The 22,868-nt window shown below is 66.9% G+C and carries 17 protein-coding genes; 2 read left to right on the top strand and 15 right to left on the bottom strand.

The genetic code is table 11. From position 1 onward, the window contains the following. Positions 1-19 precede the first annotated feature (19 nt). Together C8J45_RS12585 and C8J45_RS12580 are read right to left on the bottom strand one after the other, a co-directional pair. On the bottom strand, positions 20-2,593 hold the full coding sequence (locus C8J45_RS12585) for a TonB-dependent receptor (protein ID WP_258191433.1): 2,574 nt from the start codon (positions 2,591-2,593) through the stop codon (positions 20-22). 144 nt (positions 2,594-2,737) lie between these two features. Then, positions 2,738-4,072, bottom strand: coding sequence for a sugar porter family MFS transporter (locus C8J45_RS12580; protein WP_107963502.1), 1,335 nt, complete (start codon positions 4,070-4,072; stop codon positions 2,738-2,740). Positions 4,073-4,239: 167 nt separating this feature from the next. Here C8J45_RS12580 and C8J45_RS12575 point away from each other — a divergent pair, with 167 nt between their 5' ends. Further along, positions 4,240-5,277, top strand: a complete 1,038-nt coding sequence (locus tag C8J45_RS12575; protein ID WP_107963501.1) for a protein CsuE — start codon at positions 4,240-4,242, stop codon at positions 5,275-5,277. On the opposite strand, the gene C8J45_RS12570 is transcribed toward C8J45_RS12575, so the two are convergent. The 10 genes from C8J45_RS12570 to C8J45_RS12525 form a co-directional block, all read right to left on the bottom strand. After that, positions 5,262-7,667: a DUF3772 domain-containing protein gene (locus C8J45_RS12570; RefSeq protein ID WP_107963500.1), complete on the bottom strand. Its 2,406-nt coding sequence runs from the start codon at positions 7,665-7,667 to the stop codon at positions 5,262-5,264. The genes C8J45_RS12575 and C8J45_RS12570 overlap by 16 nt on opposite strands. Positions 7,668-8,170: 503 nt before the next feature. After that, on the bottom strand, positions 8,171-10,192 hold the full coding sequence (locus C8J45_RS12565) for an acetyl/propionyl/methylcrotonyl-CoA carboxylase subunit alpha (protein WP_107963499.1): 2,022 nt from the start codon (positions 10,190-10,192) through the stop codon (positions 8,171-8,173). A 114-nt stretch (positions 10,193-10,306) separates the two neighbouring features. Further along, positions 10,307-11,362 (bottom strand): biotin synthase BioB, encoded by a 1,056-nt coding sequence (bioB, locus tag C8J45_RS12560; protein WP_107963498.1) that lies wholly within the window; start codon positions 11,360-11,362, stop codon positions 10,307-10,309. Further along, entirely contained in the window at positions 11,359-13,629 is a 2,271-nt protein-coding gene (gene scpA / locus C8J45_RS12555; RefSeq protein WP_107963497.1) for a methylmalonyl-CoA mutase, read from the bottom strand. Before scpA ends, bioB begins: the two co-directional genes overlap by 4 nt. A 130-nt stretch (positions 13,630-13,759) precedes the next feature. Next, positions 13,760-14,545: an enoyl-CoA hydratase-related protein gene (locus tag C8J45_RS12550; protein WP_107963496.1), complete on the bottom strand. Its 786-nt coding sequence runs from the start codon at positions 14,543-14,545 to the stop codon at positions 13,760-13,762. Positions 14,546-14,555: 10 nt separating this feature from the next. Beyond that, positions 14,556-14,981, bottom strand: a complete 426-nt coding sequence (mce, locus tag C8J45_RS12545) for a methylmalonyl-CoA epimerase (RefSeq protein ID WP_107963495.1) — start codon at positions 14,979-14,981, stop codon at positions 14,556-14,558. Continuing rightward, positions 14,978-15,481: a hypothetical protein gene (locus C8J45_RS12540; protein ID WP_107963494.1), complete on the bottom strand. Its 504-nt coding sequence runs from the start codon at positions 15,479-15,481 to the stop codon at positions 14,978-14,980. Before C8J45_RS12540 ends, mce begins: the two co-directional genes overlap by 4 nt. After that, positions 15,478-15,690, bottom strand: a complete 213-nt coding sequence (locus C8J45_RS12535; RefSeq protein WP_146168618.1) for a hypothetical protein — start codon at positions 15,688-15,690, stop codon at positions 15,478-15,480. Before C8J45_RS12535 ends, C8J45_RS12540 begins: the two co-directional genes overlap by 4 nt. Next, positions 15,687-15,989: a hypothetical protein gene (locus C8J45_RS12530; protein WP_107963492.1), complete on the bottom strand. Its 303-nt coding sequence runs from the start codon at positions 15,987-15,989 to the stop codon at positions 15,687-15,689. The genes C8J45_RS12535 and C8J45_RS12530 overlap by 4 nt, the downstream gene beginning before the upstream one ends. A gap of 57 nt (positions 15,990-16,046) precedes the next feature. After that, positions 16,047-17,573, bottom strand: coding sequence for an acyl-CoA carboxylase subunit beta (locus C8J45_RS12525; RefSeq protein ID WP_107963491.1), 1,527 nt, complete (start codon positions 17,571-17,573; stop codon positions 16,047-16,049). Positions 17,574-17,673: 100 nt separating this feature from the next. On the opposite strand from C8J45_RS12525, the gene C8J45_RS12520 reads away from it, so the two are divergent. After that, complete coding sequence (locus C8J45_RS12520) at positions 17,674-19,068, top strand: short-chain fatty acyl-CoA regulator family protein (RefSeq protein ID WP_107963490.1); 1,395 nt, start codon at positions 17,674-17,676, stop codon at positions 19,066-19,068. Positions 19,069-19,200: 132 nt separating this feature from the next. Here C8J45_RS12520 and C8J45_RS12515 read toward each other — a convergent pair whose 3' ends face one another. The 3 genes from C8J45_RS12515 to purH all read right to left on the bottom strand — a co-directional run bounded on the left by C8J45_RS12515 (position 19,201) and on the right by purH (position 22,763). Then, positions 19,201-20,553: an ammonium transporter gene (locus C8J45_RS12515; protein WP_107963546.1), complete on the bottom strand. Its 1,353-nt coding sequence runs from the start codon at positions 20,551-20,553 to the stop codon at positions 19,201-19,203. 23 nt (positions 20,554-20,576) lie between these two features. Further along, positions 20,577-20,915: a P-II family nitrogen regulator gene (locus tag C8J45_RS12510; protein ID WP_056053652.1), complete on the bottom strand. Its 339-nt coding sequence runs from the start codon at positions 20,913-20,915 to the stop codon at positions 20,577-20,579. Between the two features lie 273 nt (positions 20,916-21,188). After that, complete coding sequence (gene purH, locus C8J45_RS12505) at positions 21,189-22,763, bottom strand: bifunctional phosphoribosylaminoimidazolecarboxamide formyltransferase/IMP cyclohydrolase (RefSeq protein ID WP_107963489.1); 1,575 nt, start codon at positions 22,761-22,763, stop codon at positions 21,189-21,191. Between the last annotated feature and the right edge of the window lie 105 nt (positions 22,764-22,868).

The following is a 22,868-nucleotide window of genomic DNA, read 5'->3' as shown; positions in this document are numbered from 1 at the left end:
TTTCGCGGCAAAATGGCGCTCAGAAGAACAGCTTACGGACGCTGATCCGGACCGCGCGGCCGAACGGGTCGAGATAGTCCGGCTGGTAGTTGTTCGGCGTCGCGCCGGTCGCATCGGTGACGCGCTGGCGGGTATTGAGGACGTTGTCGACCGACAGGCTGACGCGCATCCCGCGCAGCCACGGGTGCGCCTTCACCCATTCGAGGCGCTGGCCGAGATCGGCGAACAGACGGATGTTGGCGGTCGCGAGGCCGCCGAAGTTGAGCGTCGAGGGCGCGGCCGCGGTGCCGCCATTGACCGTCGTGCCGGTTGCGTAATTGGCGGAGATGCGCGCGCCGAGGCCGTTGTTGGTATAGCCCGCCTGCGCCTCCAGTTCGTGGCGCGCCTGGCCACCGCTGTTGCCGATCGCATCGCCGTCGAGCAGGTTCAGGCGTGGGCCGCCATCGGCGACGAGCACGCGATCGGTGAAGTGCCAGGTGTGGTAGACCGCGAACTGGATGCGACCGCCGGCCTGTCCGCCGCGACCACCGAAGCCGCGCCCGCCGCCGCCACCGCCGGGTCCGGGTCCACCGCCGCCAGGCCCGCCACCACCGGGACCGCCCTGCCCGCGCGGACCGTCGCCACTCGCGCCTTCGGGTCGACGGAAGCCGCCGGGAGGCTGGAGCCCTTCGAACGGGTTGGGGCCGGTGCCTGCGCGATAGGCCTCGAGTTCTTTCTGGATCTTCGACTTCAACGGCGCGGAGAAGTTGATCCCCCAGCGCAGTTCGGAGCGCTCGCTACGCGCGAAATTGATCGGACGGCGGTCGACCTGCAACAGGTTGCCACCGGCATCGCGCGTGAAGCGGCTGGGGAACGCCGCTTCGATCGCCGCAGTCGCCGAGGGGAAGGCGGCGATCGGATCGTCGACCCGGCTCTCGACATAGTTCGCGGTGATCGACAGGTCCTTGGCGGTCCAAGGCTTCAGCGTCAGGCCGACTTTCTTGACGTGGTTGTTGTCGGCGACCAGCCCGGGATTGCCGCCGCTGATCGTCGTGACGGTGGCGGTCGTGCCGGTCACGTAATCGAAGATGCGGACGTTGGGCGTGGCGATCGACGGGTTGCCGAGCTGCTGTGCGGTCGGTGCCTCGTCGGTGTCGGTGACCGAGGCGATGACGCGCACGCCCTCGATCGGCGACCAGTTCGCGCCGTAGCCGAGCGTGGTCAGCGTGCCGAAGTCCGACAGGTGATCCTCGGCGAGGTTGAAGTTCGCCGACAGCGTGCCGAGGAACGGCAGGACGCCCTTCGACCGGCTGGTGAGCGGCAGGTCGACGTTGACCTGGCCGTTGACCGTATCGCGCGAGACCTGCCCGGTCTGTTCACGCAGCGCACTGAAGGAGCGGCTGCTGAAATCGGCGGTTTCCGCACCGAGCTTGATCGTCGTCGAGATCGCGCCCGCCGGCAGGTTGAACAGGTTGCCGTTGATGACCGCATCGACGCCGCCGGTGCTTTGCGAGGCATAGGCGCGGTTGCCGGGCGCCGCACCGATGTCGCCCGCGGTGAGGCGGCCGAACGGATTGGCGGTCGGATCGCCCACCGCGAGCCTTGCATTGAAGGCGGTCGCATCGACGCCCGTCTCGGTGAAGGTCTGCGTATCGCTGCGGTCGTAATTGCCCGTCACGTTCCAGCGCCACGTGCCGAGATCGCCGTTAAGCGTGGTGCCGAGATGCGCGGCGATCGACGAGGTGCGCTGCGCGAGCGGGAGGAAGCCGTCGTCGTCGAGCGCACGGTTGATGACGGCGGTCCCGTCCGCGAGCGTCAGCGCGGCGACGGGCAGGCCGTTCAGGCTGCGGCTGTCGGTCGATTCGATGCGTCCGTTGATCGTCGCACCGATGTTGCCGAAGATGTTGCGCGCATAGACGCCGTTCGCGGTGAACGTGCTGTTTTCAGGCTCTAGCGTGCGGAACGGCCGCTGGTCGACTACCGTGTTGTTCGCGCCGCGTGGGCTTTGGGCAGTAGCAGTCAGCGCGTCGATATCGCGTTCGGCCTCGGTCAGCGTCGAGGTCGAGGTGTATTCGACGTGGAGGTTGAGCCGGCGGTCGCGCGCGATGGTGAGCAGGTCGACCTCGCCCAGCGGCGTGTTGCTGCCCCCCTCGGTCGGCATCCGGTCGGTCGCCTCCGCGGTGACCGCGCGGAAGCGGCGGCGCAGGACGAAGTTCACGACCTTCTGGTCCGCGCGGTAGCCGTATTTGAGCGCGACCTCCTCGGGCAGGATCTCGACGCGCTGGATCGCCTCGGTCGGGATGTCGCGGATCTCGGAGAAGCTGGAGATACGGCGGCCGTTGAGCAGCACGACGGGCGCGCCGCCGCTGCCGCGACCGCTGGTGGTCTGCGGGCTGAGTTCGCTCAGCAGGTCGGAAATCGAGCTGACGCCGTACGAACGGATCTCGGCCTGGCCCAGCGTCTGGTCGGGCGGGATGTCGCCGATCACCGAGCCCGGCAGCTTGCGCGATCCGGTGACGACGATCTCCTCGGCGTCGGCCGCCTCGTCCTGTTCCGGCGTCTGCGCGGCCGCCGCGGCGGCGGGCTGCGACGGCGCCTGTTGTGCGGCGGCCATTGCAGGCATGCTTACCGCCAGAACCAGACCCAAACTGCGCATACCCGTTCCACCCCGATGATCGACCGTCGATCAGGGGTTTGAACTAGCGCCCAATTGTCGCAGGATTGTGCCGGTTCGGCAGTGAATCGTCGCGACCGCGGGTTACCGCGACATGTGTGCGTCCATCTCCTCCAGCGGCACGCCCTTGGTCTCCGGGAAATAGAGGAGCACGGTGACGAACTGCACCGCCATCATCGCGGCGAAGAAGAGGAACGGCACGCCCGCCGACCATGCCGCGGCGATCGGGAAGACCTGTGCGATCACCGCATTCCAGCCCCAATGGCTCGACGAACCGATGCTCGACCCGCGCGCACGGACGCTCTGCGGGAAGACCTCCGAGATATAGACCCAGATCACCGCGCCCGAACCCGGGGCGAAGAACATGATGAAGACGATCAGCGACGGTAGCAGCAGCCAGTTGGGCAGCACGCCGAGCAGCGCCAGCCCGCCGACGGTGAGCGCCGCGGTCATGCCGGCCGAGCCCCAGAGCAGCAACGTACGCCGGCCGATACGGTCGATCAGCAGCATGCCGAGCAGCGTGAACACCATGTTGGCAACCCCGATCATCACCGCCTGGAGATCGGGCGAGAGGCTGCCGCCCGAGGCCTTGAAGATGTCGTTGAGGTAATAGAGGAACGCGTTGATGCCGCTGAACTGGTTGAACATCGCGACCAGGAAGGCGAGCGTGATCGGCTTGCGATGACGCGTCCAGGAGAGCTTGGCATCGCCCTTCGGCGTGTCGAGCTCTTGCCGGGCGATGTCGGGGCTCATGCCGACCAGCGCCAGCACGTCCTTAGCCTCGGCATCGCGGCCCTTGGCGAGCAGCCAGCGCGGTGAATTGGGGATGCGGAACAGGAGACCGAAGAAGACCAGCGACGGTGCCGCGACGATCCCGAGCTTCCACCGCCACTCGACATCGCCGAGATCGAGCGAACCGATGACCGCGTTCGAGACATAGGCGAGCAGGATGCCGAGGATGACCGCGAACTGGAAGCCGCCGACCATCTTGCCACGCTGGGCGGGCGGGGCCAGCTCGGCGATGTAGGCGGGCGCGAGTACCGACGAGCCGCCGATCGCGATGCCGTTGATGAAGCGGAAGCCGAGAAAGCTGTGCCAGTTCCACGCCAGCGCGCAGCCCAGTGCAGTGACGACGTAGAGAAAGGCGAGGATACGCAGCACGTTGCGACTGCCGTAGCGATCGCCGAGCGTGCCGATGAACAACGCACCGATCAACGTACCCCAGAGCGCGGACGACACGGTGAACCCGAGCCACGCCTCGCTGAGCGCGAACTTGGCCTTGAGGGCGCCGGTGACCCCGGCGATCACCGCGGTGTCGAAACCGAACAGGAGGCCCGCCAGCGCGGCGGTGGCGACGCTCGCGATCAGGACAGTGCCGGGCGGAGCCGAAGGGCGAGATGCGGTGGGAGCGATCGTCATGCCCGCCACGTTTCATCAGTTTGACGGCCGCCGCAAGCGTCGCAAGGCCGCCGACACCCTCACGATGAACCGGTTCGACGAAAACACCCATTTTAGGTCTTTGAAAGTGCCTTAACGAATCGCCGACTAGCCCCTGTCGCACGAGTAAGGCGCGAAGGGACCAAGCGTTGACGACTGGACTGAAGAAAGCGCTGATCGCCATCGCGGCGCTGGCGATGCCGTCATCGGCCTGGGCGGCCTGTACCGTGACGAGTCCCAGCCCGACCGCGCTCGGCACCTATTCGCCGCCGGCGCTGGTCAATGGTGCGCCGCCCTATGTCGACGTGCCCGGCGGGTTCGACTGTCCAAGCACCGTGATCTCGCTGCTGGGCGGCAACTATCTGCGCGCGACCGTCACCAGCCCCGACGGTTTCAAGCTGACGTCGACCAACCCCGCGAACACCGTGACGGCCAAGTACGTGGTCGCGGCGGACGCCGCGGGCGCCTATCCGTTCACGCCGGGTACCCCGTTCGTCTACATGAACGGTGGCGTCGTCAATCTGCTCGGGTTGCTCGGCGGCACCGCGCGCAACGTGCAGGTTCACGTCCGTCCGTCGTCGACCGCCGCAGTCGCGCCCGGCACCTATACGGGCAGCTTCAAGATCGCATGGGAGTGGCGGTTCTGCGACGTGCTCGGTTTGCTGGGCGCTTGCGTCGGCACGCTGGATCAGAACCCCGCGACCATCCCCGTCGCCAACGTCTCCGTGACGATGATCGTCGCGGCCAAGCCGATCGGCGTGACGATCATCACCCGGACGACCTGGGATCCGCTGTCGGCGACCAACAATCCACGGGCTATTCCGGGCAGCAAACAGCGGACGACGATCACGCTGACCAATTCCGATATCGTCGCGGTCGACGCCAATTCGCTCGCGATCGTCCTGCCGACGCCCAGTCGCGGCGCGGTCGCACTCGACGGCGACGGGAGTGCCTCGACTGCGTTCGTGACGACGGCGGAGGGCTCGCCCGCATCGTCACTCGCGGTGACCTATGCCGCGCCCGCCAGCACCACCGACGACGTCGATTTTTCAGCGAACGGCGGTACCAGCTGGACATATGATCCGACGTCCGCGCCCAAGTCCGTCACCACCGTCCGCATCCGTCCGCGCGGGACGATGGCGGCCGGATCGAGCTTCAGCGTGTCGTTGCCCTACGTCCTGTTCTGATCGGGGTTCTGATCGCCGGTCTGTTCTGAAATGGGCGGGGTCGGCAACGATCCGACCAGCTCCATCTTGGTCGCGGTCGAGCCGACTTCGATGCCCGCCTCGCGGAACTGGCGGAGCAGCGTGAACAGCAGTTCACTGCGCATCGGATAGGCATCGCGCGGGCTCGCGACGTACGCGAAGCAGTTGAACTTGGCGCGGCCGGCGTCGATCGAATCGATGAACACCTTGGGCTCGGGATCGTCGAGCACCTCGTGCTTCTCCGCGAACGCCGCGAACAGCATCGTCCGCACCGCGTCGAGATCCTCCTCGAGCGGCACCGAGAATTGCAGCTGGATCCGGCCGATGGGTGCTGCCAGCGTCATGTTCTGGATCGTCTTGGTGATCAGCTCCGAATTCGGCACGATCAGCGTCGAGCGGTCCGCCACCTGGATCTCGGTCGAGCGGACGTTGATGCGCTTCACGTCGCCTTCCATGTTGCCGATCCGGACGAGGTCGCCGATCTTCACCGGGCGCTCGGCAAGCAGGATCAGCCCGGAGACGAAGTTCTGCGTGATCGCCTGGAGGCCGAAGCCGATCCCGACCGACAGCGCGCCAAGCACCACGGCCAGCTTCTCCATGCCGATACCGAGCGCGCCGAGCGCCCACAGTACCGCGGCGATGATCCCGGCGTAACGCGCGACCATCATCACCGAATTCTGCGCGCCCGCATCCATCGCGGTGGTCGGTAGATAGCTGTTCACCAGCCAGTGCTGCAGCCCGCGCATGATCGCGAGCGCGACGAACAGCACCGCGATCGAGCGCAGCACCGCGCCCGGCGAGATCGTGACCTGGCCGATCGTCACGCCGTTCGCGACCGTCCCGAACAGCTCGAACGCCGAGCCAACGCCCGCCCCGAACGGCGCCATCACCGCGCCGACCGCGAGCAGGATCAGCAACAGCCGCAACACCGCCGACAGCAGCACGCCGATCTGGTCGACGGTCTTGTTGTCGACCCCGAACCCGCTGTTCGCCGATCGCCCGAGACGGTTGCCGCTCGACAGCAACGTCCGGCACGCGTCGTCGGTGAAGGTCATCATCAGGTACAAGGTCGCCCCGACGATCGCGCCCCACAGCAGCCACGTCGCGACCTTGAACGCGAAGTTCACATAGCCGATCAGGCCGGCGATCAGCGTGACGAGCAGCACCAGCCAGACGAGCGTCGCGACGATCGCCAGCAGCGTGTTGCGCGCGGGCTTGGTCGGGTCGGGCAGCGCGGCGGCGCGCAACCGGCCCAGCGTCACCAGAATCGCGCCGAGCAGGACGATGTGGAGCAGCGCGACGATTGCGCTGGCGGCGCTCGATGCCGGCGCGCTGATGCCGATCAGCATGTTGGTCGCGATCAGCAGCTGGCCGAAGAAGATCAGCCCGGCGGCCATCCAGGTGTACGGGCGCAGCGCCTGCGCGGCCGGGTCGCCGATCGGCAGCAGCCGCCACGTCGACTGGCCGCGCAGCAGCAGCGCGCCGCCGAGCGACGACACGAACGCGCAGAACCACGTAATCCCGACGAAGAGCGCGCCGAACCGGCTCCAGGCGGGCGACACCAGCCCGGCCCAGCGCAACGACGCGACAATCGCCCATGCAGCGAAGCCGGGCAGCGCGGTGCCGATCACCACCAGCCATAGCGCATAGGCCGAACGGCGCAGGCGACCGCCCGGTGCGTGGTTGGTCGCGTATCGGCGGCCGACGCCGTGCAGCCAGCGTCGTAGCGGCACGATCAAGACCAGCGCGGTGAGTATCCCGATCAGCAGGCCGGTGCCCGCGCGCATGTCGAACCGCGCGCCGAACTGGCGGATCTCGACATTGGCGAACCGCATCATGCGCGCGGTGTCGCGCGGCAGGTGATCGACGATCGCGGCCCACAATGTCGGCGACAGCGGCGAGCCGGTGTTCTCGGACAGTTGCTGGCCGAGTTCCTCCGCTTCGGCCGCACCGATGTCGTCGATTTGCTGTTTGGCCTCGATGCCGATGAGGCGCGCGCGCTTGATCGCGGAATCGATCCCGGACTGGCTCTGGGCGAGGAGTTTGCGTTGCGCGCGGATCTCGGGCGCCTCGACCACGCCGGGGGTGGCGGCGCCGAGCTCGGTGACGCGCGCCTGGACGAGGGCCATTTCGGGGGTGAGCGTGCGGACGGCGTCGGCGGCTATTGTTTGTACGGCCTGCGCGCGGGTGCGGAGAGCCTGGCGCGCTTTGTCGTCGCGCGCGGCGGGCGTGGCGTCGTCGATTGCTTGAAGCTCGGCGGAGGCCTGGGTGAGGCTCGCTGCGACGGTCGCGACCTTGGGCTCGTCCTGCGCGATCGCGGGGAGCGCGGTGGCTAGAAGGAGGAGCGCGGCGAGGTAACGGAGGAGGGTCATCCGGGGTGCTTTACAGCGATGGGGCCGGAAACGGGAGGGGGTGGCGTGGGGCTCGGGTCCTTGCACCGCTACCGCTGCTTTCGGCAAAGTCTCAGGATGAACGCTTACCCATTACACGTCCCACCCCGGCGAAGGCCGGGGCCCAGTTGGCAAGGTCGCTGTAACGGAGCGCTGGCCTAAATCACCAGCCGCTCCCAACTGGGCCCCGGCCTTCGCCGGGGTGGTGTTAGGGGGGACGCGGTCCTGCAAACACAGCCGCCGGCCTGCTCCCCCTTGTTCTCCCGCGAAGGCGGGAGCCCAGACTGGGTCCCCGCCTTCGCGGGGAAACAAGAAGTGCGGTCCGCTGCGCCAGGATCATCAATAAGAACGCGCACCCTTCCCCACTCCGTCACCCCGGCGGAGGCCGGGGCCCACCGCCCCGCGGACTCAATTCTATCGGGTGTGCGGAACGGTGGATTCCGGAACGAGCTCGGCATACCGGGCGGGACGAGTGAAGCGCTAACTCAGTCGAGTTCGAGGATCACCTGATCCACTGCGAGGCTGTCCCCGGTCTTCGCAGCAACCGACTTCACCGTCCCCGTCTTCTCGGCGCGCAGGATGTTCTCCATCTTCATCGCCTCGACCACCGCCAGCGCCTGCCCCGCCTCGACCTTGTCACCCGCCGCGACGTCGAGCCGCACCAGCAGACCCGGCATCGGGCAGATCAGGAACTTCGACAGATCGGGCGCGACCTTCTCGATCAGGTGCGCGGTGTAGGGTGCGACGCGGGCGGGCAGAACGCGGGCGACGTGGCTTGCGCCGCGGGTCGTCAGCTTGAAGCCGGCGCGGGCCTTGGCGATGCGGATCGTGAGGTGCTCGTCGCCATCGGTCCCGTGGCCGTCGGCGACGACCATGCGATCGCCGGGCGTGTATTCGAGCGCCAGGTCGAGGTCTTCGCCGTCGACTGTGATGCCGTCGGTCGAGACCGTCACCGCGTGGTCGATCCTGGCGATCGTCACCGACCAGTCGGCGGGCGGGCGGAGGCGCTTACCGAGCTGGCCATCGATGCGGCGGGCGCGGTCGGCTTCGGCCGTCGCAGCAAAAGCAGCCACCGCGGCGAGCGTCTTGAGCAACGCGGCGTCGGCGGGGGCGCCGTGGAAGCCGTCGGGATATTCCTCGGCGATGAAGCCGGTGGTGAGCGCGCCCGACTGGAACCGCGGGTGCTGCATGATCGCCGAGAGGAAGTCGATGTTGTTGCCGGGGCCTTCCAGCTCGAACGCGTCGAGCGCGGCGATCTGCGCGGCGATCGCGCCGTCGCGGGTGGGTGCCCAAGTGATGAGCTTGGCGATCATCGGGTCGTAAAACATGCTGACCTCGCCGCCCTCGCGGACGCCGTCGTCGACGCGGACTCTCGCTTCCCCCGCTCCCGCTTGCGGGAGGGGGAAAGTTTCGGGCGGGTTGTAGCGGACCAAGCGACCGATCGACGGCAGGAACCCGCGATACGGATCCTCTGCATACACCCGGTTCTCGATCGACCAGCCGTTGAGCTTCACCTCGTCCTGCGAGAACCCGAGCGGCTCCCCGGCAGCAACCCGGATCATCAGTTCGACCAGATCGAGCCCGGTGATCTCTTCCGTCACGGGATGCTCGACCTGAAGCCGGGTGTTCATCTCGAGGAAGTAGAACCCCTCCCCCGTCGTATCCGCGCCCGACACGATCAGTTCGACCGTCCCCGCCGAATAATAGCCGACCGCCTGCGCGAGCGCGACCGCCTGCTCCCCCATCGCTTTCCGCATCTTCGGCGTCACGAACGGCGACGGCGCCTCCTCAACGACCTTCTGGTGGCGGCGCTGGATCGAGCATTCGCGCTCGTTGAGATAGACGATGTTGCCGTGCTGGTCGCCGATCAGCTGGATCTCGATATGACGCGGGCTCTCGATGAACTTCTCGATGAACACGCGGTCGTCGCCGAAGCTCGCGAGCCCCTCGCGCTTGGTCGCCTCGAAGCCTTCGCGGACGTCCTGTTCGCTGTAGGCGAGCCGCATGCCCTTGCCGCCGCCGCCTGCGCTCGCCTTCATCATCACCGGATAGCCGATGCCACCGGCGATCTCGACCGCGTGATCGGTGCTGTCGATTTCGCCGAGATAGCCCGGCACGACATTGACGCCCGCCGCCTTGGCGAGCTTCTTCGATTCGATCTTGTCGCCCATCGCGGCGATCGCGTTGGGGGGCGGCCCGACGAAGGCGATCCCGGCCTCGGCGCACGCCAGCGCAAAACTCTCGCGCTCGGAGAGGAAGCCGTAGCCCGGATGGATGCAGTCCGCGCCGGTCTCCTTGGCGGCGAGCAGGATCAGCTCGGCCTTGAGATAGCTCTCCGCGGCGGGTGCCGGCCCGAGCCGCACGGACTCGTCGGCCATCAGCACGTGCGGCGCGCGCGCGTCGGCGTCGGAATAGACCGCGACGGTCTTGATGCCCATCGCCTTGGCGGTCCGCATTACCCGACACGCGATCTCGCCCCGATTGGCGACCAGGATTTTCTTGAACATCACTCGCTCCCCTCCCGCCTGCGGGAGGGGCCGGGGGAGGGCCTGTCCACGCGCGGATATTATGGTGCGGGAGGACAGGCCCTCCCCTAACCCCTCCCGCAAGCGGGAGGGGAACTACTCCGCCGCGGCCCGCATCGGCTCCGCGCCGACCATCGGTTTCATCCCCAGCTTCGCCAGCAGCGTCGCATCGGCGCTGTCGCCGGCGTTGCCGGTGGTCAGCAGCTTGTCGCCGGTGAAGATCGAGTTCGCGCCGGCCATGAAGCACAGCGCCTGAGTCGCCTCGGACATGCTTTCGCGCCCCGCAGACAATCGCACCATGCTCAGCGGCATCGTGATCCGCGCGACCGCGACCGTCCGGACGAACTCGATGTCGTCGATCTGCGCCATCGGCGTACCCGCGAGCATGTCGCCGAGCGGCGTGCCCTTGACCGGGACCAGCGCGTTGACGGGGACGCTCTCCGGGTGGCGCGGCAGCGTGGCGAGCGCGTGGACGAAGCCGACTCGGTCGCTGCGCGTCTCGCCCATCCCGACGATCCCGCCGCAGCAGACCGAGATCCCCGCGTCACGCACGTTCGCCAGCGTCTCGAGCCGATCGCCGAAGGTGCGCGTGGTGATGACGTTGCCGTAATTCTCCGGCGAGGTGTCGATATTATGGTTGTAGTAATCGAGGCCGGCGTCGGCGAGCTGCTTGGCTTGGTCAGCGTCGAGCATGCCGAGCGTCATGCACGTCTCGAGCCCCATTGCGCGGACGCCCTCGACCATCGCCACGACCTTCGGCATGTCGCGCGGCTTCGGGTTGCGCCAGGCAGCCCCCATGCAGAAACGCTGCGAGCCGGCGGCCTTGGCCTGCGCGGCGTCGGCGAGGACCGCGTCGACATCCATCAGCTTTTCCGCCTTCAGGCCGGAGTCGGACGAGGCGGACTGCGAGCAATAGCCGCAATCCTCGGGGCATCCGCCGGTCTTGATCGACAACAACGTGCAGAGCTGGACCTCGCCGATCGCGTGGTGCGCGCGGTGGACGGTCTGCGCGCGGAACATGAGTTCGTCGAACGGGAGGTCGAACAGCGCGGCGATCTCGGGACGGGTCCAGTCGGTGCGGGAAACGGGAGCATCGCGCACCAGGCTCGGAGCCACTGCATGTGCGAGAGTACGGAGGAGGGTATCGGTCATTCGGCGGCTTCCTCTTGCGGGGCCATGTTGTGGCCGAGGAGTTTCAACACGTCCTCGGCGGCCTGGATCAGGTTGGTGCCGGGTCCAAAGATCGCCTGGACCCCGGCATCGCGCAGCGCCTGATAGTCCTGTGCAGGGATAACGCCACCCGCGATCACCTTGATGTCGGCGCGGCCTGCCTCGCGGAGGTAGCCTATCAGCTCGGGGATCAGCGTCTTGTGGCCCGCGGCGAGTGACGAGGCACCGACGATGTCGACGTCCTTCTCGAGCGCGAGCGCGGCGGCTTCGGCGGGGGTCTGGAACAGCGGGCCGGGGACGATCTCGAAGCCCAAGTCGCCGAACATCGACGAGACGAGGTTGGCGCCTCGATCGTGGCCGTCCTGGCCCATCTTGGCGACCAGCATGCGGGGCTTGCGACCCATGCGGCGCTCGGTGGCTTCGACGCCGTCGGTGAGACGCGTCCAGCGCGCGTCGTCTTCGTAGGCGCCGCCGTAGATGCCGGAGACCGGCGTGGGCTGCGTGCCGTAGCGGCCGAACACGTCCTCCATCGCGGAGGAGATTTCGCCGAGCGTGGCGCGGGCTCGGGCGCACTCGACCGCGAGCGCGAGGAGGTTGTTCTCAAATCCTCCCCGGTCCGGGGAGGTGTCGGCCGCAGGCTGACGGAGGGGGGCTTCAACAGGCGAATCCGTTTGTGGAACGCCCCCTCCACCAGCCGTTGGCTGGTCCCCCCCCCCGTTCCGGGGGGGAATTCGCGCGCCTTCGCGGAGGGCATCTAGAGTGGCTTGGCACGCGGCTTCGTCGCGCGTGGCCTTTACCCGGTTGATGCGTTCGATCTGGCCTGCCCTCACCGCGACGTTGTCCACGTCGAGGATCTCGATGGCATCCTGTTCGGCTAGCTTGTACTTGTTGACGCCGACGATGACGTCCTCGCCGCGATCGACGCGCGCTTGCCGCCCGGCGGCGGCTTCCTCGATCATCGCCTTGGGCCAGCCTGCCGCGACCGCCTTCGCCATGCCGCCTTCGGACTGGATCCGCTCGATCAGCGTCCACGCGCCGTCGACCAGCGACTGAGTCAGGCTCTCGATGTAATAGCTGCCGCCGAGCGGATCGACGACCTTGGTCATCCCAGTCTCTTCCTGGATCACGATCTGCGTGTTGCGCGCGATCCGTGCCGAGAAGTCGGTTGGCAGCGCGATCGCCTCGTCGAGCGCGTTGGTGTGGAGCGACTGCGTGCCGCCCAGCATCGCCGCCATCGCCTCGATCGTCGTGCGCATGACGTTGTTGTACGGGTCCTGCTCGGTGAGCGAGACGCCGCTCGTCTGGCAATGCGTGCGCAGCATCTTAGAGCGTTCGTCCTGTGCGCCCAATTGCGTCATCGCGCGGTGCCAGAGGACGCGGGCGGCGCGGAGCTTGGCGATCTCCATGAAGAAGTTCATGCCGATCGCGAAGAAGAAGCTCAGCCGCCCCGCGAACTTGTCGATGTCTAGGCCGCTCGCGACGCCGTATTTCACATATTCCATGCCGTCGGCGATCGTGAAGGCGAGCTCGTGGAGCTGCGTCGCCCCTGCCTCCTGCATGTGATAGCCGCTGATCGAGATGCTGTTAAACTTGGGCATCTCGCGCGACGTGTAGCCGAAAATGTCCGAGATGATCCGCATGCTCGGCTCTGGCGGGTAGATGTAGGTGTTGCGGACCATGAACTCCTTGAGGATGTCGTTCTGGATGGTCCCGTCGAGCAATTTCCGGTCGACGCCCTGTTCCTCGCCCGCGACGATGAAGAAGGCGAGGATCGGGATCACCGCGCCGTTCATCGTCATGCTGACCGACATCTTGTCGAGAGGGATGCCGTCGAAGAGGATCTTCATGTCCTCGACCGAGTCGATCGCGACGCCTGCCTTGCCGACGTCGCCGGTGACGCGGGGGTGGTCGCTGTCGTAGCCGCGGTGCGTGGCGAGATCGAATGCTACCGAGAGGCCCTTCTGGCCGGCGGCGAGGTTGCGGCGATAGAAGGCGTTAGAGGCTTCGGCGGTCGAGAAGCCGGCGTACTGGCGGATCGTCCAGGGGCGGCCTGCGTACATCGACGCGCGGACGCCGCGGGTGAAGGGGGCAAAACCTGGGAGGCCTGGGTCGGTAGTGACGTCGTCCGCGGTGTAGAGCGGCTTGACGTCGATGCCTTCGGGTGTCGGCCAAGTGAGGTCGGCGCCTTTTACTTCCTTGGTAGCGGCGGCCTGCCAGTCGGCGAGGGTGGGGTTCGGTTTGTCAGTCATTACCTAGCACCTAGTTCCCCGGCGAAGGCCGGGGCCCAGCCCCTCGAATACGCCGCGCGCGGGAGCGCGTTCGATGCTGCGCATCGAGCCTGGGCCCCGGCCTTCGCCGGGGAACGAGAAGGAAAGCGGTTCACTTGCCCGTGAACACCGGCTTGCGCTTCTCTAGGAATGCGCGGCCGCCTTCCATCGAGTCCGCCGACCCGCGCGCATCGCGCTGGTTCGCCGCCTCGGCCTGCATCGCGGTCGCGTAATCCGTCTCGTACGCCGCAGTGATCGCCCGCCGCATCAGCCCGAGCGCCACCGTCGGCATCGCCGCAAGCCGCTCAACCAGCGCGAACGCCTCCGCATCGAGCGCGCCGTCCGGGACGACCTTGTGCACCATCCCCCAGTCGAGCGCCTTGGCCGCCGAAACCCGCTCGCCGAGCATCATCATCTCGGTCGCCCGCGCCTTGCCGATCAGCCGCGGCAGCATCCACGACGCACCACCGTCGGGCACCAGCCCGATGTTCACGAACGCCTGAAGGAAATACGCGGTCTCACTCGCGACGCAGAAATCCGCAGCGAGCGCGAGGCTGCAGCCGATCCCCGCCGCCGGCCCGCGCACTGCGCTGACCACCGGCACCGACAGATCGGCGATCGCCGTCATCGTCGGATTGTAACTGCCGGTCAGCGCCGCGAACGTCGCCTCGCCCGGGTTCTCCGAGCCAAGCGCCCCGCCGCCGACATCCGCGCCCGAACAGAAGGCGCGGCCAGCGCCCGCAATCAGCACCGCCCGCGCACCATCCAGATTACCCAGCGCCGCGCGCAATTCCTCGAACATCCCCGGCGGCGCGGCGTTCAGCCGGTCGGGCCGGTTCAGCGTCAGCACCAGCACGTCGCCGCGCCGCTTGCTCAGGATATGCTCGTACGCGGCCATCAGATCTCTCCTAGTGCGCGCCGGTGTCGCCCGGCGTCTCCATCAACTCGACCAGCATGCCGCCGAAGTCCTTCGGGTGCACGAACACGATCGACGTGCCATGCGCGCCGATCCGCGGCTCGCCCAACACGGTCGCGCCCTTTGCCTTCAGGTCGGCGACGGCGGCATGGATATCGGCCACCTCGAAGCAAACATGATGCTGACCACCGGCCGGGTTCTTGCGCAGGAAACCGGCGATCGGCGAACTCTCGTCATACGGCTCGATCAGCTCGATTTGCGTGTTCGGCGCATCGATGAAGCACACTTTGACCCCCTGCGCGGGCAGGTCGAACGGCTCGCCGATCGCAGTCGCGCCGAGCAACAGCCGATACGTCTCGACCGACTTCGCGATCGACGGCGTCGCGACCCCGACATGGTTGAGGCGGCCTAGGGTCATTGCGCGTCTTTCGGCGGCGGCGGCGGCGGGGGAACGACACCCAGCGTGTAACCGCACACACCGAGCACCTGCCGGATCATCGCATCGCCGGTCGGCGCGACGAAGTTCGCCTGCACCGCGAAGTTCGCGCCGTTGGTGGTCTCGACCCGCAGCGTCTTCGACTTCACGAGAAACGTCGTCAGCCTGGTGATCGCTTCGGGATCGGTGACGTAGGTCCCCGTTCCCGGAAACTGCCAGTTATAGGTGAACGCCGGCCCGCCATCAAAGCGCACTGCAACGGGCTTGTCCGCGCCGGACCCGAGCGGCTGCGGCTGGATGAACTGGATCGAGACGATCGGCTCCGAACCGACGTCGCACTTTACGACGAACCGCGAGAGCCCGTCATTGCCGGTGACCGACGCGGAGATGCTGCGCACCCCCGCCGGGCTAGTCCGATCGGCGATCTTCCAGGCCGGCGCCGCGGCGGGAATCGCGGCCTGTGCAAGCAGCAGCGCGATCACCGCTCGATCCTTGGCAAAGGCCTTACCCCTGATCGCACTTCTTCAAACGCTTCCAGGCGGATCAAGCGTCCGTTGATCTGGATGACCGAATCAACCACGCGTCGCACCTGTGCATTCGTCGCGGCCAGTTCTTCGTTCAACCGCTCCACCTTGCTGCGGAGCAGGATAACGGACTCGATCGTCCGCATCGCGTCGCCGATCATGCTCATGCGACACACTCCGCTTCGGACAAGCCGGCGTCGCGTAGCATGGCATCGATGTCGGCCCGCAGGCTCTGTTGCCCCTCGATCGCGTGGTCGAGCGCGGCGTGCATCGCCGGCAACGCCTCGTCGAGTTCGTGGATCAACAGCTTGAAGCGGTCGTCCTCACTCATGTCGCCCTCGATGACATAGCGCGTCGTCGCCTCGCGAACGACATGGCCGACGGACATGCCGTTGCTGGCGGCAAAGGCATCAAGCGCGGCCTTGTGATCGCGGGTGGTCAGAAACGTCACGCGTTCGGTCTGCATGTCACGACTCCTTCGCATGACATGCTAATGTGCTTATCATCACCGAACAAGCATCGCTCACAACGGGATGTTGTCATGCTTCTTCCACGGATTCTCCAGCGACTTGCCGCGGAGTTTCCGTAAACCCAGCGCGATACGACGACGCGTCGAGTGGGGTTGGATCACTTCGTCGATGAAGCCCTTCGACGCGGCAACGAACGGGTTGGCGAAACGCGCCTCGTATTCCGCGGTGCGTTCGGCAATCTCTTCTGGCGTCTTGCCGCGGAAGATGATCTCGACCGCGCCCTTGGCACCCATCACCGCGATCTCGGCGGTCGGCCATGCGTAGTTGAGGTCGCCGCGCAGATGCTTCGACGCCATCACGTCGTACGCGCCGCCGTAAGCTTTGCGCGTGATGACGGTGATCTTGGGCACGGTCGCCTCGGCATAGGCGAACAGCAGCTTCGCACCGTGCTTGATGATGCCGTTATGCTCCTGCGACGTGCCGGGCAGGAAGCCGGGGACATCGACGAAGGTGACGATCGGGATCTCGAACGCGTCGCAGAAGCGCACGAACCGTGCCGCCTTTTTCGACGAATTGATGTCGAGCACGCCGGCGAGCACCAGCGGCTGGTTCGCGACGAAGCCGACCGTGCGCCCCTCGATACGCCCGAAGCCGGTGATGATGTTGGCCGCATGCGCCGGCTGCGTCTCGAAGAAATCGCCTTCGTCGACGGTCTTCCGGATCAGCTCGTGCATGTCGTAGGGCTGGTTCGCCGACGCCGGGATCAGCGTGTCGAGGCTCTCCTCGATCCGGTCCCATTCGTCCGCGGCCGGGCGCTCGGGCACGCCGTCACGGTTCGACGCGGGCAGGAAATCGAAGAAATCGCGCGCGGCCAACAAGGCCTCGATATCATTCTCGAACGCGTTGTCGGCGACCGACGTCTTGGTGGTGTGCGTGACCGCGCCGCCGAGCGCCTCCTGCGTCACGACCTCGTTGGTCACCGTCTTGACCACGTCGGGGCCAGTGACGAACATGTAGCTTGAATCCTTCACCATGAAGATGAAGTCGGTCATCGCGGGGCTGTAGACCGCCCCGCCCGCGCACGGTCCCATGATGAGTGAGAGCTGCGGGACGACGCCGGACGCGAGCGCGTTGCGTTGGAACACCTCGGCATAGCCGCCGAGGCTCGCGACGCCCTCCTGGATACGTGCGCCGCCGCTGTCGTTGAGGCCGATGATTGGCGCGCCGACCTTCATCGCGCTGTCCATCACCTTGCAGATCTTCTGCGCATGACGTTCGCTGAGCGACCCGCCGAACACGGTGAAGTCCTGGCTGAAGACGAAGACGAGGCGGCCGTTGATCGTGCCCGAGCCGGTGACCACGCCGTCGCCGGGGATCACCTGGTCCTGCATGCCGAAATCGACGCAATTGTGCTCGACATACATGTCGAGCTCCTCGAACGAACCCTCGTCCAGCAGCACGTCAAGGCGCTCCCTCGCGGTGAGCTTACCCTTGGCGTGCTGCGCTGCGATCCGCTTGAGGCCCCCGCCGACTCTGGCGGCTTCGCGGCGGCGTTCAAGCTCTTCGATCGTCGATGACATCGTCTCTCCGTCCTGCTGACTGCCTTCACAGAGCGGGATGCGATGCGCAAATGCAATGTTGCAAACTTGTCCGAGGCATGTTTGCAAACTAGGCGGGGATATGACTTTGCCCGCTCGTCGCCTCTTCGTCGGACACCGACTGCGCGACCTGCGCCGCGTTCTGGGAATCAGCCAGGCGGCGATGGCCGCGCGGATCGGGCTGTCCGTCAGCTACCTTTCGCAGATCGAGAATGGCGACCGCCCGGTGACGGAAGGCGTGCTGATCACGCTCGCACGCGAGTTTCCGGCGGACTGGGGGAGCATCGATGCGGCGGACGATACCGCGCTGCTGATCGCGACGCTCGAGGCTGTTTCGGACACGAGCGTCGAGGCCCCCGCGCTAGACGAGACGGCGGTGCGCCGCGCGGTGAAACATCAGCCGCTGTTGGCTCAGCGTCTGGTTGCGATGCACGACGCGTATCGCCGCGCGCAGGAGCAGTTGCGGGCGCTCGACGATCGGCTGGTGGCGGGATCGGGTGCGCCGGGGTTGCTGCCGTGGGAGGACGTGCGCGACTGGTTTCATGCGGCAGGCAATTATGTCGATGCGCTCGACCGGCGGGCGGAGGAGATCGGCGAGACGCTGGGCGCGGACCGGATCGCGGCGCTGGAGGCTCGGCTCGCGGCGCGCGGTGTGTCGGTCGCGATCTCGGGCGCGCTCGCCGCACCGTTGCGCGATTACGACGGCGCGACCCTAAGGCTAGACGGATCGCAGCCGGGCGAGACCACCCTGTTCTCGCTCGCGCACCAAGTCGCGCGGCACGAGTTCGGTGACGTCATCGGCGGGATCGTCGCCGCGTCCGAGATGGCGTCGGAAACCGCGCGCGCGCTGCTGACCGCGGGGCTGACCAATTACGCGGCGGGGGCGATCGTCATGCCCTACACCCGCTTCCGGACGGAGGCGCGGAGCGTGCGGCACGACATCGACCGGCTGCGGCGGATCTTCGGGACGAGCTTCGAGCAGACGTGTCACCGGCTTTCGACGTTGCAGCGACCCGGCGCACTCGGCATCCCGTTCTTCTTCTGCCGCGTCGACATGGCGGGGAACATCACCAAGCGCCACTCCGCCACGCGACTTCAGTTCGCGCGGTTCGGCGGCGCGTGTCCGTTGTGGATCGTCCACGAGGCGGTCGCGATCCCCGACCGGATCCTGACGCAGCTGATCGAGACGACTGACGGGATCCGCTACGTCTCGATGGCGAAGGGCTTGGTGAAACCGTCCGAGACCTACACACGACCGGCGCGGCGCTATGCGGTGGCGCTGGGATGCGAGGAGGCGAACGCATCGGAGTTCATATATGCGGATGCGCTGGGAACGGGAGGGATCGCGACTCCGATCGGGTCGTCATGCCGTATCTGCCTGCGCACCGACTGCGACCAACGCGCGTTTCCGCCGGCCGCCAGCGAGATCCGGGTCGATCCGGACCGCCGCGGGGCCGTGCCGTACGAAGTGGTTTAGCCCACCCCTCCAAACTCGATCGAAGTACCACTTCGGTCGACGGACAAAAAAGGCCCGGTGTGTTTCCACACCGGGCTAAGGTTGTCCGCAGGAGGAACGTCGTGGGTGCGGGCTCGACTGGCCCGCTACCGATCAGTTGTAAGCGCGTTCGCCGTGCTCGCCGATGTCGAGACCCTCGTGCTCGACTTCCGGCGATACCCGCAGACCGGTGACGGCCTTGGCGACGTAGATCGCGATCGTGGTGCCGATCGTGGCCCAGATGATCGTGACGATCACCGCCTGGAGCTGCACGAAGAGCTTCGCGCCCATCGCATAGTCCGCAGCACCAGGCCCGCCGAGCGACGGCGCGTAGACCACCGCGGTACCGATCGCGCCGATCATGCCGCCGATGCCGTGGATCCCGAAGGCGTCGAGCGAGTCGTCGTAGCCGAGCATCGGCTTGAGCTTCGACACTGCCATGAAGCAGACGAGCGAGGCGATCGCGCCGAGGACGATGGCGCCGAACGGACCGGAGTTGCCCGCGGCCGGCGTGACGGCGACGAGGCCGGCGACGATGCCCGAGCAGAAGCCGAGTGCGGAACCCTTGTGACCCGAAAGCTTTTCGGCAAGCATCCAGAACAAAGCGGCCGACGCGGTGGCGACGAAGGTGTTGAGCATCGCGAGCGCGGCAGAGCCGTTCGCCTCGAGTGCCGAGCCGGCGTTGAAGCCAAACCAGCCGACCCAGAGCAGCCCGGTGCCGATGCCGGTCATGACCAGCGAATGCGGTGCCATCGGCTCCTTCGGGTAGCCGATCCGCTTGCCGAGGATCAGGGCTGCGACCAGCGCCGAGACGCCGGCGTTGATGTGGACCACGGTGCCGCCGGCGAAATCAAGCGCGCCGGCCTTGAAGAAGTAGCCGCTCGACGCCCAAACCATGTGCGCGATCGGGAAGTAGACGATCGTCAGCCAGACCAGGCCGAACACCATAACCGCCGAGAACTTCATGCGCTCGACGACCGAGCCCAGGACCAGCGCGATGGTGATCGCGGCGAAGGTCATCTGGAAGCAGATGAAGACATATTCGGGGATCTCGACGCCGGCCGTGAAGGTCGCTGCCTGCGAGGCTGGCGTGACGCCCTTCAGGAACGCCTTGTCGAAGCTGCCGATGAAGTTGCTGAGCAGCGGGTTGGTCACGTCGGGACCGAACGCCAGCGTGTAGCCCCACATCACCCAGATCAGCATCGCGAGCGCCGCGACGGCACCGATCTGAGTCATGGTCGACAGCATGTTCTTCGACCGCGTGAGGCCGCCGTAAAACAGAGCGAGACCGGGCAGGATCATCATCAGGACGAGGACCGTCGAGGTCATCATCCAGGCGGTGTCGCCCTTGTTCACGGTCGCTACGACCGGGGCCACTACGGGTGCCGCAACCTCTTGTGCCCAGGCGGGTGCGGCGGCGATCATCGCCGCGCCGAACCCCAGAACCGCCGAGGCGGCTGTCTTCATGTCATGCTTCATCATGTCCCCCCTCAGAGCGCTGAATCGTCAGTTTCGCCGGTGCGGATCCGCACGGCTTGGCCGACGTCGAGCACGAAGATCTTGCCGTCGCCGATCGCGCCGGTGTTCGCCGATGCCTGGATCGCCTCGACCACGCGGTCGGACAGGCTGGCGGCGCAGACCACCTCGATCTTGATCTTCGGCACCATGTTGGTGCTGTATTCGGCCCCCCGATAGATCTCGGTCTGGCCCTTCTGACGGCCGAACCCCTTGACCTCGGTGACCGTCATGCCCGCGACGCCGATCGTGGTGAGCGCTTCGCGCACCTCGTCGAGCTTGAACGGCTTGATGATGGCAATGACGAGTTTCATCGCGCCCCTTCCCCTTGTTACGGAAGGTGCCTAGCAATGTGCGTGCCAGTTGCGGTGGGGAGGGGTGAGGTGTGCTCGACGGGCGAGCAGCGGGGGTTTTGGGGTTAAAACTTGTGCAGTGCGGTGCTGGTGCCTGTTTTATGGGCAGCGTCACTATGCACGATGTTCTCCCGCGAAGGCGGGAGCCCAGGGTTACGAGCGATAGCGTTTGTGGTCCTGGGCCCCCGCTTTCGCGGGGGAACAGTTAGCGCAAGCGATCCGACCGTGTCGAACTCAGTGGCGGAAGTGGCGCATGCCGGTGAAGACCATCGCGAGGCCGGCTTCGTCCGCGGCGGCGATGACGTCGGCGTCGCGGATCGAGCCGCCGGGCTGGATCACCGCGGTCGCGCCGGCTTCTACCGCCGCCAGCAGGCCGTCGGCGAACGGGAAGAACGCGTCGGAGGCGACCGCCGAGCCGATCGTGCGCGGGGTCGACCAGCCGGCCTTGTCCGCCGCGTCCTTCGCCTTCCACGCGGCGATGCGCGCGGATTCGAGGCGGTTCATCTGCCCGGCACCGATGCCCGCGGTGCTGCCATCCTTGGCGTAGACGATCGCGTTGGACTTGGTGTGCTTGGCGACGGTCCAGGCGAAGCGGCAGTCGATCAGCTCCTGCGGCGTCGGCTGGCGCTTGGTGACGACCTTCAGCTCACCGGGCGTGCCGTTGTCGCGGCCCTGGACGAGCCAGCCGCCGGCGATCGACTTTGCCGTCAAGCCGAGGCGGGCGGGATCGGGGAGGTCGCCGGTGAGCAGCAGGCGGAGGTTCTTCTTGGCGGCGAACAGCGCGACCGCGTCCTCGTCGGCATCGGGGGCGACGACGACTTCGGTGAAGATGCCGGTTATCTGGCGCGCCGTCTCGGCGTCGAGCGTGCGGTTGACGGCGATGATGCCGCCGAATGCGGAGACCGTGTCGCAGGCGAACGCGGCGGCATAGGCTTCGGCGAGGGTAGCGCCGGTGGCGACGCCGCAGGGGTTGGCGTGCTTGACGATCACGACCGAGGGCTCGGCGTCGCGGAACTCGGCGATGAGTTCGAGCGCGGCGTCGGCGTCGTTGAGGTTGTTGTAGCTGAGCGCCTTGCCTTGGAGCTGGCGGGCCTGGCCGATGCCGCGGACGCTGCCGGTTGCGGTGTAGAACGCGGCGGACTGGTGCGGGTTCTCGCCGTAGCGGAGCGTGTCGCCGCGCTTGAGCGTTATCGGCAGGGTGGCGGGGAATTCCTCGGCCTGGTCTACCGTGCCGAACCACGTCGCGATCGCCGAGTCGTAGGCGGCAGTGGTGGCGAAGGCCTTGGCGGCGAGCTTCTTGCGATCGTCGAGCGTGGTGGTGCCGCCCGAGACGAGCGCATAGTCGGCGGGGTCGGTGACGATCGCGACATAGGCGTGGTTCTTGGCCGCCGAGCGCACCATGCTGGGGCCGCCGATGTCGATGTTCTCGATCACGGTGTCGCGGTCGGCGCCCTTCGCGACGGTCGCCTCGAACGGGTAGAGGTTGACGATGACGAGGTCGATCGCGCCGATCTTGTGCTCGGCCATCGAGGCGGCATGGCCGGCGTCGTCGCGAACCGCGAGCAAGCCGCCGTGGACCATCGGGTGGAGCGTCTTGACGCGGCCGTCCATCATTTCGGGGAAGCCGGTGAGTTCGCTCACATCGCGGACTTCGAGGCCGGCCGCGCGGAGGGCGGTGGCGGTGCCGCCGGTGGAGACGAGTTCTACGCCGTGGCTCGCGAGCGCCTTGCCGAGATCGACGATCCCGGTCTTGTCGGAGACGGACAGGAGCGCGCGCCGAATGGGGAGGGTGTTCGGGATGCTGGTCATGAGGGTCTTTCGTCGGGGGTCGCCGTGCGGCGGTGCCTTAGCGTTGGTTGCCGCCCGGGAACAGGGCTCCTCTGCTCTGTCGATCCACTCAACAAAGGTAGCACC

It is taken from the genome of Sphingomonas sp. PP-CE-3G-477 (assembly GCF_003050745.1).
GTDB lineage: Bacteria > Pseudomonadota > Alphaproteobacteria > Sphingomonadales > Sphingomonadaceae > Sphingomonas.
This window is presented reverse-complemented; position numbering and strand designations above follow the sequence as displayed.

Bases quoted from the DNA above. Each gene is read 5' to 3' on its own strand.
- C8J45_RS12530 (WP_107963492.1), bottom strand. From the start codon at position 15,989: ATGCAGACCGAACGCGTGACGTTTCTGACCACCCGCGATCACAAGGCC.
- C8J45_RS12570 (WP_107963500.1), bottom strand. From the start codon at position 7,667: ATGACCCTCCTCCGTTACCTCGCCGCGCTCCTCCTTCTAGCCACCGCG.
- mce (WP_107963495.1), bottom strand. From the start codon at position 14,981: ATGACCCTAGGCCGCCTCAACCATGTCGGGGTCGCGACGCCGTCGATC.
- C8J45_RS12515 (WP_107963546.1), bottom strand. From the start codon at position 20,553: ATGAAGACAGCCGCCTCGGCGGTTCTGGGGTTCGGCGCGGCGATGATC.
- purH (WP_107963489.1), bottom strand. From the start codon at position 22,763: ATGACCAGCATCCCGAACACCCTCCCCATTCGGCGCGCGCTCCTGTCC.
- scpA (WP_107963497.1), bottom strand. From the start codon at position 13,629: ATGACTGACAAACCGAACCCCACCCTCGCCGACTGGCAGGCCGCCGCT.
- C8J45_RS12580 (WP_107963502.1), bottom strand. From the start codon at position 4,072: ATGACGATCGCTCCCACCGCATCTCGCCCTTCGGCTCCGCCCGGCACT.
- C8J45_RS12550 (WP_107963496.1), bottom strand. From the start codon at position 14,545: ATGGCCGCGTACGAGCATATCCTGAGCAAGCGGCGCGGCGACGTGCTG.
- C8J45_RS12565 (WP_107963499.1), bottom strand. From the start codon at position 10,192: ATGTTCAAGAAAATCCTGGTCGCCAATCGGGGCGAGATCGCGTGTCGG.
- C8J45_RS12525 (WP_107963491.1), bottom strand. From the start codon at position 17,573: ATGTCATCGACGATCGAAGAGCTTGAACGCCGCCGCGAAGCCGCCAGA.
- C8J45_RS12520 (WP_107963490.1), top strand. From the start codon at position 17,674: ATGACTTTGCCCGCTCGTCGCCTCTTCGTCGGACACCGACTGCGCGAC.
- C8J45_RS12510 (WP_056053652.1), bottom strand. From the start codon at position 20,915: ATGAAACTCGTCATTGCCATCATCAAGCCGTTCAAGCTCGACGAGGTG.
- C8J45_RS12585 (WP_258191433.1), bottom strand. From the start codon at position 2,593: ATGGCCGCCGCACAACAGGCGCCGTCGCAGCCCGCCGCCGCGGCGGCC.
- bioB (WP_107963498.1), bottom strand. From the start codon at position 11,362: ATGACCGATACCCTCCTCCGTACTCTCGCACATGCAGTGGCTCCGAGC.
- C8J45_RS12535 (WP_146168618.1), bottom strand. From the start codon at position 15,690: ATGAGCATGATCGGCGACGCGATGCGGACGATCGAGTCCGTTATCCTG.